The organism is Sphingomonas sp. (assembly GCF_965227385.1).
Classification (GTDB): domain Bacteria; phylum Pseudomonadota; class Alphaproteobacteria; order Sphingomonadales; family Sphingomonadaceae; genus Sphingomonas.
Genome location: NZ_OZ245750.1, coordinates 3,388,814 through 3,403,040 on the forward strand (window position 1 = coordinate 3,388,814; position 14,227 = coordinate 3,403,040).

Sequence of the window (14,227 nt, forward strand, 5' to 3'; positions counted from 1 at the left end):
TCCGCGCTCATTCCGCCCAGCCGTCGGCGATGGTGAGCGTGGTCGCGTCCCAGGCGGGTACGGCCTGCGCGCGCATCGGGATCATGAAGCGCTTGCCGTCGGGCTTTTCGATTTCAAGCACGTCGCCAGCGCCGAAATTCTCCACCGTCACGATCGTGCCAATCGGGTCGCCGTTTTCCGCAACGGCGGACAGGCCGAGCAGGTCGGCGTGGTAATATTCGCCCTCACCCAGCGGCGGGAGTTCGGCGCGCGCGACGGTGAGTTCGGTGCCGCGCAACGCTTCGGCGGCGTTGCGGTCGGTCACTTCGGCAAAGCGCGCGATCGCGCCATTATTGCCGGGGCGCACCGATTTGAGCGTCAGCGCGCCGCCGTTGAAGCGGCGGTGCACCGACAGGTCTTCGGCAAAGACCTTGAGGCGGACCTCCCCCGTCACGCCGTGCGCGCCGATAATGACGGCGAGCGTGACGGGGGCGTCGTTAGCCAAGGATCAGCCCTCGGCCTTTTCTTCGCCAGCTTCGGCAGCCGGAGCTTCCTCGGTGGTCGCTTCTTCAGCTGCCGGAGCTTCTTCAGCGGCGGGCTCTTCGGCCGGGGCGGCGGCAGCGGCTTCGGCAGCGGCCTTCGCTTCTGCGGCGGCTTCCTCGGCGGCCTTCAGCTTCTCAGCCTTCTCTTCGGCGCGCTCGACGGCCTTTTCGCCCGGCTTGCCCTTGTTCGGGTTGTTCTTGGCAGCGCGCTCCTTGACGCCGGTGACGTCGAGGAAGCGGGCGACGCGGTCGGTCGGCTGCGCGCCGACGCTCAGCCAGTGCTTCGCGCGGTCGGTGTCGAGCACGATGCGCTTCTCGTCATCCTTGGCGAGCAGCGGATTGTAGGTGCCGATCTTCTCGATGAACTTGCCGTCGCGGGGCGAGCGCGCATCGGCAACGACGATGCGGTAATAAGGGCGCTTCTTCGAACCGCCACGCGACAGACGCATGCTGAGAGCCATTGTGTACTTCCTTCTGTAAATTCAAACGGTTGAAACGAATTACTTCTTCTTGTTCAAAAACTTGGCGAGTTCTGGCGGGATGTTGCCGTCTCCGCCGGGAAGGCCCGGAAGCCCGCCGCCGGGACCGCCGAGCTTGCCCATCATGTCGCCCATGCCCGGACCGCCCAGCGCATTGCCGAGGCCGCCCATGCCGCCCTTGCCGAGCATGCCCAGCATCCCCTTGAGGCCGCCCATCTTCTTGAGCCGCTTCATCGCGGTTGACATTTCCTGGTGCATCTTGAGCAGCTTGTTCACGTCCTGAACGGTCGTGCCGCTACCCTTGGCAATCCGGATCTTGCGCTTCGCGTTGATCAGCTCGGGCTTGGCGCGTTCCTTGATCGTCATCGACGTGATGATCGCGTCCATCCGCAGCAGGATCTTGTCACCGCCGGCCTGTTCGACCGCGCCCTGCGCCTTCTTCATGCCCGGGATCATGCCGGCCAGCGCGCCAAGGCCACCCATCCGGCGCATCTGCGCAAGCTGGCCGCGCAGGTCGTTCATGTCGAACTGACCCTTGGCAAGCCGCGCCGCCATCTTCTCGGCGTCTTCCTGCTCGATCGCCTGTGCGGCCTTTTCGACCAGCGACACGACGTCGCCCATGCCGAGGATGCGGCCCGCGACGCGCGAGGGGTGGAACGGCTCGATCTGGTCGAGCTTTTCGCCGATGCCCGCGAACTTGATCGGCTTGCCGGTGACCGCGCGCATCGACAGCGCCGCACCGCCGCGCGCATCGCCGTCCATGCGGGTCAGCACGACGCCGGTCAGCGGCACCTGATCGCTGAAGTTCTGCGCCACATTGACCGCGTCCTGGCCGGTCAGCGAGTCGACGACGAGCAGGATTTCTTGGGGGCGCGAGATGTCGGCAACCGCCTTCATCTCGTCCATCAGCTGCTGGTCGACGTGCAGACGGCCTGCGGTGTCGAGCATCAGCACGTCGAAGCCCTGGAGCTTCGCGGCCTGAATCGCGCGGCGGCCGATATCAACCGGCTGCTGGCCGGCCACGATCGGGAGGGTAGCGACCTCGATCTGGGTCCCGAGCACCGCCAGCTGTTCCTGCGCGGCCGGGCGATTGACGTCGAGCGACGCCATCATCACCTTCTTGCCCTGCTTCTTGAGCAGGCGGGCGAGCTTGGCGGTCGTGGTGGTCTTGCCCGAGCCCTGCAGGCCGACCATCATGATGACCGCGGGCGGGGTGACGTCGATCTGCAGCTCGGCCGTATCGGGGCCGAGCATCGCGACGAGCGCGTCGTTGACGATCTTGACGACCTGCTGCCCCGGCGTGACCGAACGCAGCACCTGCTGGCCGACCGCTTCCTCGGTCACCTTGTCGACGAACTGGCGCGCGACCGGCAGCGCGACGTCAGCCTCGAGCAGCGCGATACGCACTTCGCGCATCGCCGTCCGCACGTCCGCTTCGGTCAGCGCGCCACGGCCCTTGAGACGGTCAAATACGCCGCCAAGCCGTTCGCTCAGACTGTCAAACACTCGCTTCTCCCATTGCTCTCAGGTCCGAAACGCATAAAACGCCGGCGGACGAAACCTCGTCGGCCAGCGTTGCCCGGGGGCATATGTCGTCGCGTTCGTGAGAACGGTCGGAGGCGCGCTTAGCCGCAAACCAAGATAAGTGCAACTCTCCCTGCGTTAACCCTCTTCCCGTCTTTGCCTTAACCCCTTCTACACGGTCCGCATGAGATATCCCCGGTTCGTATGAAGGGGAGCAATTCCGGCATGTCGCTGGGCATCGACGACGACCAGAACGAGCGCAGTGGCGCCGGATCGGACCTGATCACGGGCGCGATCAGCGTTGCCGCGATCCTGATGTTCGTCGGCACCGGCAGCTCGGTGCTGTCCAAGACGCTGCGCCACTATCTGGAGGGCGCGGCCCCGGCCGATCGCACGCTGGTGATCGCATTGCTGCTCAATGTCGCGCTGATCCTGTTCGGCTGGCGCCGCCATCGCGGCCTGAGCAACGAAGTGCGCATCCGCGCCGCCGCCGAAGAGCGTGCGCAGATGCTGGCGAGCCGCGATCCGCTGACCGGCTTCCTCAACCGCCGCAGCCTGGCCGAGGAAGGCGCGGCGATGTTCGTGCGCGGGCAGAAGCGGCGCAAGGCGATGGCGATGATGATCATCGACCTCGACCATTTCAAGACGGTCAACGACATGCACGGCCACGCGGTTGGCGACGCGCTGTTGCGCGCGGCGGCGGGCGAGATTGCCGGCGCGATGCCGCCGATCGCGCTGACCGCGCGGCTGGGCGGCGACGAATTCGCCTGCGCCTTCCTGTTCGATCCGCAGCATCCCGACATGATCGAACGGATTGCCGAGAAGCTGGTCGCGCAGATGGCGCAGCCGTTCGAAGCGGAGGGGCTGCGGCTGCATGTCAGCTGTTCGGTCGGCATCGCGCGGTCGGACTTCGACTGTCACTCGATCGACTCGCTGATGCGATCGGCGGATATCGCGATGTATGTCGCCAAGAAATCGGGCCGCAACCGCTATGCCTGGTTCGACCATTCGATGGAGCGCGAGCTGCAGACGCGCAACGAGCTGGAAAACGGCCTGCGCACCGCGATCCCGCGCGGCGAGATCGTCCCCTATTTCGAACAGCAGATCGACCTGCAGACTGGAAAGCTGATCGGGTTCGAGGTGCTCGCCCGCTGGGAACATCCCACGCGCGGCCTGATCAGCCCCGAACTGTTCATCCCGATCGCCGAGGAAACCGGCCTGATCGCGGACATGTCGCTCGCGTTGATGCATCAGGCATTCAACGCCGCGCGCGACTGGGACAGTTCGCTGACCCTGTCGGTCAACATCTCGCCAGTCCAGCTGCGCGACGCGTGGCTGGCGCAGAAGATCATCAAGGTACTGACCGAAACGCGTTTTCCGGCGAGCCGGCTGGAAATCGAGATTACCGAAAGCTCGCTGTTCGACAATCTCTCGCTCGCCCAATCGATCGTCGGCAGCCTGAAGAATCAGGGCGTCCGCCTGGCGCTGGACGATTTCGGCACCGGCTATTCCTCGCTCGCACACCTGCGCGCACTGCCGTTCGACCGGATCAAGATCGACAAGAGCTTCGTCATCTCATTGAACGAAAGCGCGGATTCGGCGGCGATCGTCAATGCGATCGTGTCGCTCGGCGAAAGCCTCAACCTGCCGATCACCGCCGAGGGTGTCGAGGATGAGGCGATCGCAACGCGGCTCAAAGCATTGGGCTGTGCCAAGGCGCAGGGCTGGCATTATGGCAAGCCGCTGTCGGTCAGCGGTGCGCGCCGGCTGCTCGCCGAACGCCGCCTGCTGGTGCAATCTCCGCCAGTGCCGACAATCGAGAGCGAATTGCCGGTGCAGGGCCCGGACCGGATGGCCGGATAAGTCCTACCAGCCGGCGTCCGGCCGCTTCAGATACTCCAGCTCCTCCGCCGTCGACTCGCGGCCAAGCGCTTCGTTGCGCGACGGGAAGCGGCCGAATTGTTCGATCACCACAGCGTGCTCCATCGCGAAGCGGAGATTTTCCGCGCGACCGAGTGCGGTGAATTTTTCGAGGCTCACCCGCTGCGCCTCGACATTTTCTGCGTGCATCAGCGGCATGTAGAGGAACGTCGCGCGCTCGGGCGCCATTTCGCGGTCCCAGCCCTTGCCGATCGCCTCCAGCGTGAGCGCCAGCGCGAGCGGGTCGGCGGCGAACGCCTGCGGCGTCCCGCGATGGATGTTGCGGCTGAACTGGTCGAGCAGGATAATCGCCGCGAGCAGGGCATCGGGATTGTCGCGCCAGCCCGCCGCACCGCTCGCCAGCACGACGTCGCGGGCGTGGCCGAAGCGGCGCGCAATCTCCGCATCGACCGCGTCGTCCTTGGCGAATTGCTGTTCGGGCTTCAGTTCGTCGAACCAATAGTCCAGCACCGCCTTCGCGCACGCATGGACTTCGATCCCGTGCGTCTCTAGATCGCCTGCCATGTCGTCCTCCATTGTCGCACCTGAGGTAATCAGCCTTGGCTGTCGGCTCAACCTTGCCGAAAGCGAAACGATCCGCGCGCTGTTGGGGTCCAGCGACGTGGTGGTGGTCAACAGCTGTGCCGTAACCAACGAAGCGGTGCGCCAGACGCGCCAGGCGATCCGGCGCGCGCGGCGGGCGCGGCCCTCGGCGCAGCTGGTGGTGACGGGCTGCGCGGCGCAGATCGATCCGGCATCGTTCGGGGCAATGCCGGAGGTGGACCGCGTGATCGGCAATGCCGAAAAGCTGGTCCCAGCCTCATGGACGCGCGACGATGCGGCGCTGGTGCAGGATATCATGGCGGTGCGCCAGACCGCGCCGCACCTGGCCGCGAGCTTTTCCGCGCATGTCCGCGCCTTTGTCGAGGTGCAGAACGGGTGCGACCATCGCTGCACTTTCTGTGCGATCCCGTTCGGGCGCGGCAACAGCCGGTCGGTGCCAGCGGGCGCGGTGATCGAACGGGTGCAGGCTCTGGTCGATGCGGGGCATCGCGAGATCGTGCTGACCGGGGTCGACCTGACCAGCTACGGGCCCGATCTGCCCGGCGCGCCGACGCTGGGCCAACTGGTCGAGCGGGTGCTGGCGCATACGCGGGTCGAACGGCTGAGGCTGTCCTCGCTCGACGGGATCGAGATCGACGAGCGGCTGTTTGCTCTGCTGACGCAGGAGCGGCGGGTGCTGCCGCATGTGCACCTGTCGCTGCAGGCGGGCGACGACATGATCCTCAAACGGATGAAGCGGCGGCATTCGCGGGCGCAGTCGGTGGAACTGGTCGCGCGACTGAAGAGGGCGCGGCCGGAGATTGCGATCGGCGCCGACCTCATTGCCGGCTTTCCCACCGAGGATGAGGCGATGGCCACGAACACGCTGGCGCTGATCGACGATTGCGACATCGTGCATGCGCACATCTTTCCCTATAGCCCGCGCGCGGGCACGCCGGCGGCGCGGATGCCGCAGGTTGCGCCGGGTGTCGCCAAGGCGCGCGCGGCGGCATTGCGTGAGCGGGCGGCGGAGCGGCGGACGAAGTGGTTGCGTGGGCTGGTCGGGACGAGCCAGCGGGTGCTGGTCGAGCGGCCGGGCGACCGGGGGCATGCTGAGAATTTCGCGGAAGTCATGCTTCCGCAGAGTGACATTGGATCGGTGCAACAGGTGATGATCACGAACGTGCAGGACGACAAATTGATCGGAGCGCGCGCATGAGCGGCCCGAGCTGGCGCGAGCGGTTGCTCGGCGGGTTCAAGAAGACGTCGGACCGGCTGGTCGGCAACCTGGCGGGACTGGGTACCGGGCGGCTGGACGAGGCGACGCTCGACGAGATCGAGGAGGCGCTGATCGCGTCGGACCTTGGCCCCGCCACCGCGGCGCGGATTCGCGAGCGGTTGGCGGAGGAGCAGGTCGAGCGCGGGATGGAGGAGCTGGGCATCCGGCTGGTCGTCGCCGACGAGATCGAGAAGGTGCTGACCAAGGTCGCCAAGCCGCTGATCACCGACAAGGCCCGGCCGCAGGTGATGCTGGTGATCGGCGTCAACGGATCGGGCAAGACCACGACCATCGCCAAGCTCGCCGCGATCCTGAAGGATCAGGGGCTTAAGGTGATGGTCGCGGCGGGCGACACGTTTCGCGCGGCTGCCATCGGCCAGCTGCGGACCTGGGCCGAGCGGATCGGCGTGCCGATCGTCGCGGGGGCCGAGGGCGGCGATGCCGCAGGGGTCGCGCATGAGGCGCTGCGTCGCGCGACCGCCGAGGGGATCGACCTGCTGATCGTCGACACCGCCGGGCGGTTGCAGAACAAGCGCGAGCTGATGGACGAGCTGGCGAAGATCCGCCGCGTGCTGGGCAAGCTCGATCCCGACGCGCCGCATGACGTGCTGCTGGTGCTCGACGCGACCACGGGCCAGAATGCGCTCAACCAGATCGCGGTTTTTCAGGAAGTCGCCGGCGTCACCGGCATGGTGATGACCAAGCTCGACGGCACCGCGCGCGGCGGCGTGCTGGTCGCGGCGGCGGAGAAATACGGCCTGCCCATCCACGCGATCGGCGTCGGCGAGAAGGTCGACGATCTGCGCGGATTCGACCCGCGCGAAGTGTCGCGGATCATCGCCGGGGTGGAGGCGTTGACCAAGGGCTGACCGCCCCGCGTCCAGTTTTCTTCGACAAGCCCGGCGCCATTTGTAGAGTGAGTGCATGACCGAATCCACGACGTCCCAAAACCCGGGCAAGCCCGCCCCTACCCCCGGCCTGCGCATGCTGATCGATTTCGGTCCGCTGGCGGTGTTCTTTGCCGTGAACAGCTTCATGGGCGGGCCGCAGCTGACGCGGATGCTGGCGGCGACGGCGGCGTTTATGGTCGCGATCTTCCTCGCCATGGGGCTGTCGCTGTGGAAGACGCGGCATATCTCGCCGATGCTGTGGATCTCCGGCGTGCTCGTGCTGGTATTCGGCGGGCTGACCCTGTGGTTCCACAACGACACGTTCATCAAGGTCAAGCCGACGCTCGTCTATGCGATGTTCGCGATCGTCCTGATTTACGGCCTGATCACCAAGAAGCCGCTGCTGCAAATGCTGCTCGAGAGCGCCTATCCCGGGCTGACCGCGCGCGGGTGGCGGTTGCTCACGATCAACTGGGCGGTGTTCTTCGTCGTGATGGCCGTGCTGAACGAGATCGTCTGGCGCACGCAAAGCTGGGATTTCTGGGTCGCGTTCAAGCTGTGGGGCGTGGTGCCGCTGACGCTGTTGTTCGCAATCGGCAACGTGCCGTTGCTGCTGCGCCATGGGCTCAAGACCGATGGCGAGATCGTCGACAAGGCGCTGCCGCCGGAGCAGTAAGCGCACATCCGACCGCATCGTCACCCCGGCCCTGTGCCGGGGGCCACCGTGCGGCACGCGCGTCGCTCCAGGCTATTGCGTCGCGCTCGCCGATCCGTGGGCCCCGGCACAAGGCCGGGGTGACAAAGGTTTGAATCAAAACGGGCCGAGGTTGCCCCCGGCCCGCTTCCTCGATCGATGATCGCGTGGATCAGCCGGCCTGGTCGGCGCGGCTGACGCCCTCGCCGTCTAGGTTGGCGGCGACGAAATCCCAGTCGATGATCTTGGTGATCGCTTCCAGATAGCCCGGACGCGCGTTGCGGTAGTCGATGTAGTAGGCGTGCTCCCACACGTCGATCGTCAGCAGCGGCTTGTAGTCATAGACGACCGGCGTGTCGGCGTCGTGGAGCGAGGTCACCTTGATCTCGTCGCCGTCGAGCACGAGCCAGCCCCAACCGTTCGAGAAGTGCGCGGTGGACTCGGCGATGAGCTGCTTGACCAGCTCTTCCTTCGAGCCGAACTTGGCTTCGATCAGCTCGGCGAGCTTGCCGGTCGGCTCCTTGGGCTCCGGCGTCAGGCCGAACCAGTAGAAGCTGTGGTTCCAGATCTGTGCGCTGTTGTTGAACAGGCCCTTGTCGCCGGTTTCCTTGGCATGCTGGATCACCTCGACCAGCGACTTGCCCTCAAGCCCCTTGTCCGCGACGAAGCCGTTGGTCTTGTCGACATAGGCCTTGTGATGCTTGCCATAGTGGAACTCGAGCGTTTCGGCCGAGATCGTCGGCGCGAGCGCGTCCTTGGCATAGGGGAGCGTGGGAAGTTCGAACGCCATGGGATTACCCTCCGTTTTTTGGTTCGCGACCGCCTAACGCATGACGCCCATGATTGCCGCACAAATTTTTCTGCGGACTGGATCGAGTGGGGCGATCAGCCGCCTGCGTTGAGCAGGTCATGCCGCTTGAGGGCGTGACGGAGTTGGTCGTAGCTCAGGCCTAATGCCTCCGCCGTCGCGCGCTGGTTGAAACGGTTCTCCGAAAGCGCGCGGCTGAGCAGTTCGCGCTCAAAGCGGTTGACGCGGCTCTTGAAGTCGCCGGACAGGTCGTCCTCGCGCTGCGGCAGGGGGCCGGGCTCTTCCGTCGTCAGTTGCACCGGCGCGGCGTTGCCGGGGATGCCGTGCGGCATCGGGCGCGGGCGATGGGGCGAGGCAAAGGGATCGATCTGGATCGCATCCACCGGGCCCGCCCGGTCCCAGCGATAGACGGCGCGCTCGACCACGTTGCGCAGCTCGCGGACATTGCCGGGCCAGTCGTGATTGGTGAGCGCGTCGAGCGCCGTCGGACCGAAGCCTTCCCAATCGCGCGCCAGCTCCGCCGCCATGCGCCGCCCGAAAAATTCGGCGAGCACCAGCACGTCGCCCGCGCGCGCGCGCAACGGCGGCAGCGTCACCACCTCGAAGCTCAGCCGGTCGAGCAAGTCGGCGCGGAACGTCCCCTTCTCGACGCGGTGGGGCAGATCCTCGTTGGTCGCGGCGACGATGCGGACATCGACGCGCATCGGGCGCGAGGAGCCGATCCGCGTGATCTCGCCATATTCGACCGCGCGCAGCAGCCGGTCCTGCGCGGCCATGCTGAGCGTGCCGAGCTCGTCGAGGAACAGCGTGCCGCCATCGGCCTCTTCGAAACGCCCGGGACGCCCCTTGGTCGCACCGGTAAAGGCCCCCGCCTCATGCCCGAACAGCTCCGCCTCGATCAGCGTTTCGGGCAGCGCCGCGCAATTCATCACTACCAAAGGCTGGTCCCAGCGCGGGGACAGGCGGTGGAGGCGCTCGGCGACCAGTTCCTTGCCGGTCCCGCGCTCCCCGATCACCAGCACCGGGCGGTCGAGGGCGGCTGCGCGTGAGGCGAGTTCGAGCGCGTCGAGAAAGGCGCCTGATTGGCCGACGACATGAGTGGTGCGCTCCATGCCGAACTCTTGGGATATTTTCCCAAGTTTTGGCAAGTGCGAAGTTTGAGCCGCACCGCCTTTCGGTAAGAAAACGGCGGAAATCTGCGAAAAAAGCGAATTGGCACGCCCCGTGCAAAGTTGCCGGCATGCCGCGAAGGGCGGCAACGAAACGAAGAAATCGAGGGACGGAAACAATGTATAAGGGCAACAACAGCTTTCGCACGACGCTGGCGGCGCTGGTCTGCACCCTGATCGTCAGCACCACCAGCCTGGCAACCGTGGTCGGCCCCGCCGTCACGGCGACGGATGGGGTCGCAGTTTCCACCCGAGCCATCGCGTAAGCGATCCCGCCGGGCGGGCACCCCCTAGTCCGCCCGGCGGCACGAGTTTCCAAGGAGCTAAGTTCAGATGGGCATTTTCTCTCGCACCCGCGATATCATCGCCGCCAACTTCACCGACCTGCTCGACAAGGCGGAAGACCCGGCGAAGATGATCCGCATGATCATCCTCGAGATGGAGGAGACGCTGGTCGAGGTTCGCGCCAGCGCGGCCCGCACCATCGCCGACCAGAAGGAAATGCGCCGCCACATCGCCAAGCTGGAAAACCTCCAGATGAGCTGGACCGAGAAGGCCGAGCTGGCGCTGAGCAAGGACCGCGAGGACCTGGCCAAGGCTGCACTGGTCGAGCGCCAGAAGGCGTATGACATGTGCGATCAGCTGAATGCAGAGATCGCGGTGCTCGACGATGCGCTGCGCGCGTCGGAAGAGGACATCGCCAAGCTGCAGACCAAGCTGCGCGACGCCCGTGCCCGCCAGAACGCGATCATGACCCGCCTGGAAAGCGCCAACAACCGCGTCAAGCTGCGCGAGATGACCCACGGGTCGAAGGTCAGCGACGCGTTCAGCCGCTTCGACCTGCTCGAGCGCCGCGTCGACTTTGCCGAGGGCCGCGCCGATGCGCTGGCACTGGGCGCGCCGAAGAAGTCGCTGGAAGAGGAAATCGCCGAGCTCCATTCGGCCGAAAAGGTCGATGCCGAGCTGGCCGCGCTCAAGGCGCGCCTGAACAAGGGGAATTAAGCCATGGAAGACGTGTTTCTTCCGATCATCATCGTCGGCATGCTCTTCATCGGCATGCCCTGGGTCATCCTCCACTATGTCACCAAGTGGAAGCAGGCCAAGACGCTGACCGGCGAGGACGAGAATCTGCTGGACGAGCTGCACTACACCGCACGCCGCCTGGAGGATCGTCTCCACACCATCGAGCGGATCATCGCCGCCGACAATCCCGAGTTCCGCATCCGCAGCACCGAAACGCCGCCGGTTCGCGAGCTCCCCGACTATGAACGCGCACGGAGGAACTGAGATGTCTGTCAGCCGCACGCAACTGTACCGCGACAAGGTCAACGGCAAATGGCTCGGCGTCTGTGAAGGGCTGGGCGAATATACCGGGGTCGACCCGCTGTGGATCCGCCTGGGCTTCTTGGCCCTGCTGGTCGCAACCTTTCCGCTGATGTTCTTCGTCTATATCGGCCTCGCCATGATCACCTCGCAGAAGCCGCTCGGCCTCTACGACAATGCCGAGGAAGCGAAATTCTGGCAGGGCGTGCGGGCCAACCCGCGCCGCTCGACCCAGGAAGTCCGCTCCAAGCTGCGCGACATCGATCGCCGCATGGCCGACATCGAGACATTCTACACGAGCCGCAACACGCAGCTCGCCGACGAGATCGAGCGCCTGCGCTGACAGCGCGCGCTCAACAGGAGGGAAGTATCATGAGTTGGGGTGGACCGGGTTTTGTTATCGCGATCATCGCGATCTCGACCTTCGGATGGCTCGCTTCGACCTGGATCCGCGCCAAGCACGGATATCCGATCGAAAATGAGTGGACCGGCACGACCGAGAAGCCGGACGCCGGCGCGGCCCGCAAGATCGAGCTGCTGACGAGCGAGAACGAGCGGCTGACCGGGCAGATCAGCCGGCTGGAGGAGCGGATCGCGGTGCTTGAGCGCATCGCCACCGACCCCGCCGAACGGACCGCCCGCGCCATCGACGCGCTGCGCTGAAGGGACCGACCTAATGGACAAGCTCTCCTTTTTCACCGCACTGGCCCCCACGATCGCCATCGTCGGCGTGGCCGGGATGATCGGGTGGATGTTCACCACCTGGCTCCGCATCAAGAATGGCTATCCGCTCGACGGGGCCTGGGGCCAGGCGGTCTATCCGCAGAAGAACGAAGAGATGATCGAGCGGATCAAGCTGATCAGCCAGGAAAATGCCCAGCTCCGCGCGGAATTGGGTTCGGTCAAGGACCGGCTGGCCAATGTCGAGCGGATCGTGACCGACAGCAGCCACGCGCTGGATCGCGAGATCGAAGCGCTGCGGGTGGGCAAGAATTGAGGACCTGACGATGGGCGACAAACAGAGCTTCATACTCGGCTTCTTCTTCATCGTGGTCGGTATCCCGGTGATCCTCGGCGTCGGCGGCGACATGTTCCGGCGCTGGCTGAAGCACAAGGAGAAGATGGCCGAAGCGCTGAGCGCACAGACCGCCGAGAAGGCCGCGCAATATGCGGCGCATACCGAGCGGCTGGAGCAGCGGGTGCGGGTGCTGGAGCGGATCGTCACCGACAAGGGCCTGGACCTGTCGGACCAGATCGAACGGCTGCGCGACGAGCGGCCGGTGAACTGAACCACCGAATTTTGTTAGGGAGTATCTACCATGTTGATCGGAGTTTTCGCGGTGCTGGGCGTCATTGGCGCGATCGGCGTCACGATGGCCGAGATGCGCGACCGCCCCGCCCGCCGTGCCGAGCGGCTGGCGCGCGAAGCGGCGGCTCAGCCGGCCGAGTAAGCCCGACCGGGCTGGCACCAGAACAGACGAACAGGAGGCAGGTATGGATTGGGCGTTCATGGTGGTCGCGATCGTGGCGATCGTAACCATCGGCAACATCGTCCGCGCCAAGATGGGCATCCAGAAGGACAGCCGCGGCAACGACTATGTCCCCCATGATCCCGCGGCGAGCGCCGAAGCCCGCCGCCTGGAGCAGGAAGTGCGCACGCTCAAGGACCGTATCGCGGTGCTGGAGCGGGTGATCACCGACAATCATTCGAGCGTCAGCCTCGACCGCGAGATCGAGAAGCTGCGCGACGGACGGAACTGAATTTTGACGCAACTGAAGTCCGGCCCCGGTCGGAGGAGGATGTGATGACTGACCCCAATTTCTACATGGTCATGGCGCTGGCGACCCTTGCGGGTCTCGGGATGGTGACCGGAGCGAGCCTGGCCGGATGGCGCGGCTGGCTGGCGCTGAAGCGGCAGGAACTGTCGCTGGTGCATCAGGGCGAAACGCCCCAGGCGGCGCAGGGCAATGCCGGCGCACGGATCGAGATCGCGGACCTCAAGGAACGCATCCGCAAGCTCGAGGCGATCGCCGCAGGCGTGGACCTCTAACCAACCCCCGGAGCAGCGGCGGACGGTTGGGAGGCCACCGCCACTGCACCACGGGAGCGGCAGCTGCAGACGCCGCTCCCACCCCAAGACCCAGAGTAAGTCTTGACCTAGTCGATCACGCGGTGACGCTTAAGAAAGGTCACCGCATCGGCCATCAGCCGGTCCTGCACCTCGGGACCGAATTTCCCATGTACCCCGCCGGACACGATGTGCAGCTCGGCCGGCACCTTCGCCCGGTCGAGCGCGGCTTTCAGGGCGGTCGAGGCGGCGAACGGGACGACCGGATCGGCATCGCCATGGACGATGAACACCGGCGGCAGGCCCGGACGGACGCGGGTGATCGGCGACATGCGGGCGGCCATCGCGGCGCCCGCCTCCCCTTCCCCGACCCATTTGCCGATCGAGGGGCTGTTCCAGGCGCCCAGTGATTGCGGGCGCAGGTCGGTCGGTCCGTAGAAATCGATCACTGCAGCGGCGCGCGGCGCGGGTCCGCACTCCGCCGGGTCCAGCCCCTCACGCTTGTCGATTGTTGCCGCCATCAGCGCCAGATGCGCGCCCGCCGATGTGCCCATCAGCACGATCTTCTGCGGGTCCAGCCCTTCCCGCTCCGCCGCACGCGCAATCCAGCCCATGACGCACCGGACATCCTCGACCGCCGCAGGCGCGCGCGCCTGGCCCGACAAGCGATACTGCATGCTGACCACCGCGAACCCGGCATCGACGAAGCGACGATAGCTGGTCCAGCCCTTGGGCCGCTCGCCGCGCGCCCAGGCTCCGCCATGGATGACGACGAGCACCGGCGCACGCTTGCCCTTGGCGGTGCTTGGGCGGTGGAGGTCGAGATGCAGCGGGCCGGTATCGGTCGCGCGATAGACGACCTCGCGCTCGCTCACGACAGCCGGTTGCGACTGTCGCGCGGGCGCGGGCGCCGCCAATATCGTCGTTGCCAGTCCCAGCCCGATCCATCTCAGCATCCACGCGCTCCTCTACCGTCAGACCAGCCTAGGGGCCGCGCGTCCCTGCACG

General features: G+C 65.9%; 21 protein-coding genes. 14 read left to right on the plus strand and 7 right to left on the minus strand.

Annotated elements, in window-relative coordinates; genetic code table 11:
• Window positions 1-7: 7 nt before the first annotated feature.
• From rimM to ffh, 3 genes are read right to left on the minus strand one after another with little or no spacing between them, the layout of a single operon-like run.
• Entirely contained in the window at window positions 8-484 is a 477-nt protein-coding gene (rimM, locus tag ACO05N_RS16585; protein ID WP_422058090.1) for a ribosome maturation factor RimM, read from the minus strand.
• 3 nt (window positions 485-487) lie between these two features.
• Window positions 488-982 (minus strand): 30S ribosomal protein S16, encoded by a 495-nt coding sequence (gene rpsP / locus ACO05N_RS16590; RefSeq protein ID WP_422058091.1) that lies wholly within the window; start codon window positions 980-982, stop codon window positions 488-490.
• A gap of 39 nt (window positions 983-1,021) precedes the next feature.
• Window positions 1,022-2,506: a signal recognition particle protein gene (gene ffh / locus ACO05N_RS16595; RefSeq protein ID WP_422058092.1), complete on the minus strand. Its 1,485-nt coding sequence runs from the start codon at window positions 2,504-2,506 to the stop codon at window positions 1,022-1,024.
• Between the two features lie 243 nt (window positions 2,507-2,749).
• Here ffh and ACO05N_RS16600 point away from each other — a divergent pair, with 243 nt between their 5' ends.
• The gene (locus tag ACO05N_RS16600; protein WP_422058094.1) at window positions 2,750-4,387 is read left to right on the plus strand and encodes a putative bifunctional diguanylate cyclase/phosphodiesterase; all 1,638 of its coding nucleotides are present in this window, start codon (window positions 2,750-2,752) and stop codon (window positions 4,385-4,387) included.
• Between the two features lie 3 nt (window positions 4,388-4,390).
• On the opposite strand, the gene ACO05N_RS16605 is transcribed toward ACO05N_RS16600, so the two are convergent.
• Window positions 4,391-4,969, minus strand: a complete 579-nt coding sequence (locus tag ACO05N_RS16605) for a DUF924 family protein (RefSeq protein WP_422058095.1) — start codon at window positions 4,967-4,969, stop codon at window positions 4,391-4,393.
• Between ACO05N_RS16605 and mtaB the strand changes: the two genes are divergently transcribed.
• The 3 genes from mtaB to ACO05N_RS16620 are packed head-to-tail and all read left to right on the plus strand — an operon-like array spanning window position 4,968 to window position 7,832.
• Window positions 4,968-6,206, plus strand: a complete 1,239-nt coding sequence (gene mtaB, locus ACO05N_RS16610; protein WP_422058096.1) for a tRNA (N(6)-L-threonylcarbamoyladenosine(37)-C(2))-methylthiotransferase MtaB — start codon at window positions 4,968-4,970, stop codon at window positions 6,204-6,206. The two genes, ACO05N_RS16605 and mtaB, sit on opposite strands and share 2 nt — an antisense overlap.
• Window positions 6,203-7,135 carry a signal recognition particle-docking protein FtsY gene (gene ftsY / locus ACO05N_RS16615; protein WP_422058097.1) on the plus strand — a complete coding sequence of 311 codons (933 nt, stop codon included), beginning with the start codon at window positions 6,203-6,205 and terminating at the stop codon, window positions 7,133-7,135. The genes mtaB and ftsY overlap by 4 nt, the downstream gene beginning before the upstream one ends.
• Window positions 7,136-7,190: 55 nt before the next feature.
• Window positions 7,191-7,832 (plus strand): septation protein A, encoded by a 642-nt coding sequence (locus tag ACO05N_RS16620; protein ID WP_422058098.1) that lies wholly within the window; start codon window positions 7,191-7,193, stop codon window positions 7,830-7,832.
• Window positions 7,833-8,022: 190 nt separating this feature from the next.
• Here ACO05N_RS16620 and ACO05N_RS16625 read toward each other — a convergent pair whose 3' ends face one another.
• Both ACO05N_RS16625 and pspF read right to left on the minus strand, forming a co-directional pair.
• Window positions 8,023-8,640 (minus strand): superoxide dismutase, encoded by a 618-nt coding sequence (locus ACO05N_RS16625; RefSeq protein WP_422058099.1) that lies wholly within the window; start codon window positions 8,638-8,640, stop codon window positions 8,023-8,025.
• A 95-nt stretch (window positions 8,641-8,735) separates the two neighbouring features.
• On the minus strand, window positions 8,736-9,770 hold the full coding sequence (gene pspF, locus ACO05N_RS16630) for a phage shock protein operon transcriptional activator (protein ID WP_422058100.1): 1,035 nt from the start codon (window positions 9,768-9,770) through the stop codon (window positions 8,736-8,738).
• Window positions 9,771-9,946: 176 nt separating this feature from the next.
• On the opposite strand from pspF, the gene ACO05N_RS16635 reads away from it, so the two are divergent.
• From ACO05N_RS16635 to ACO05N_RS16680, 10 genes are all read left to right on the plus strand, one after another.
• Window positions 9,947-10,093, plus strand: a complete 147-nt coding sequence (locus tag ACO05N_RS16635; RefSeq protein WP_422058101.1) for a hypothetical protein — start codon at window positions 9,947-9,949, stop codon at window positions 10,091-10,093.
• Window positions 10,094-10,160: 67 nt separating this feature from the next.
• Entirely contained in the window at window positions 10,161-10,829 is a 669-nt protein-coding gene (gene pspA, locus ACO05N_RS16640; protein WP_422058102.1) for a phage shock protein PspA, read from the plus strand.
• A 3-nt stretch (window positions 10,830-10,832) separates the two neighbouring features.
• On the plus strand, window positions 10,833-11,114 hold the full coding sequence (gene pspB / locus ACO05N_RS16645; RefSeq protein ID WP_422058103.1) for an envelope stress response membrane protein PspB: 282 nt from the start codon (window positions 10,833-10,835) through the stop codon (window positions 11,112-11,114).
• A 1-nt stretch (window position 11,115) separates the two neighbouring features.
• Window positions 11,116-11,493: an envelope stress response membrane protein PspC gene (pspC, locus tag ACO05N_RS16650; RefSeq protein WP_422058104.1), complete on the plus strand. Its 378-nt coding sequence runs from the start codon at window positions 11,116-11,118 to the stop codon at window positions 11,491-11,493.
• A gap of 29 nt (window positions 11,494-11,522) precedes the next feature.
• Complete coding sequence (locus ACO05N_RS16655) at window positions 11,523-11,813, plus strand: hypothetical protein (protein ID WP_422058105.1); 291 nt, start codon at window positions 11,523-11,525, stop codon at window positions 11,811-11,813.
• 13 nt (window positions 11,814-11,826) lie between these two features.
• Entirely contained in the window at window positions 11,827-12,147 is a 321-nt protein-coding gene (locus ACO05N_RS16660; RefSeq protein WP_422058106.1) for a hypothetical protein, read from the plus strand.
• A gap of 10 nt (window positions 12,148-12,157) precedes the next feature.
• Complete coding sequence (locus tag ACO05N_RS16665) at window positions 12,158-12,439, plus strand: hypothetical protein (RefSeq protein ID WP_422058107.1); 282 nt, start codon at window positions 12,158-12,160, stop codon at window positions 12,437-12,439.
• A 30-nt stretch (window positions 12,440-12,469) separates the two neighbouring features.
• Complete coding sequence (locus ACO05N_RS16670) at window positions 12,470-12,601, plus strand: hypothetical protein (protein ID WP_294017795.1); 132 nt, start codon at window positions 12,470-12,472, stop codon at window positions 12,599-12,601.
• A 43-nt stretch (window positions 12,602-12,644) separates the two neighbouring features.
• A complete protein-coding gene (locus ACO05N_RS16675; RefSeq protein WP_066664534.1) occupies window positions 12,645-12,911 on the plus strand; it encodes a hypothetical protein in 267 nt (88 codons plus the stop codon).
• A 44-nt stretch (window positions 12,912-12,955) separates the two neighbouring features.
• Complete coding sequence (locus ACO05N_RS16680) at window positions 12,956-13,201, plus strand: hypothetical protein (protein ID WP_422058108.1); 246 nt, start codon at window positions 12,956-12,958, stop codon at window positions 13,199-13,201.
• Between the two features lie 107 nt (window positions 13,202-13,308).
• Here the strand turns inward: ACO05N_RS16680 and ACO05N_RS16685 are convergent, their stop codons facing one another.
• Complete coding sequence (locus tag ACO05N_RS16685; RefSeq protein ID WP_422058109.1) at window positions 13,309-14,175, minus strand: alpha/beta fold hydrolase; 867 nt, start codon at window positions 14,173-14,175, stop codon at window positions 13,309-13,311.
• Between the last annotated feature and the right edge of the window lie 52 nt (window positions 14,176-14,227).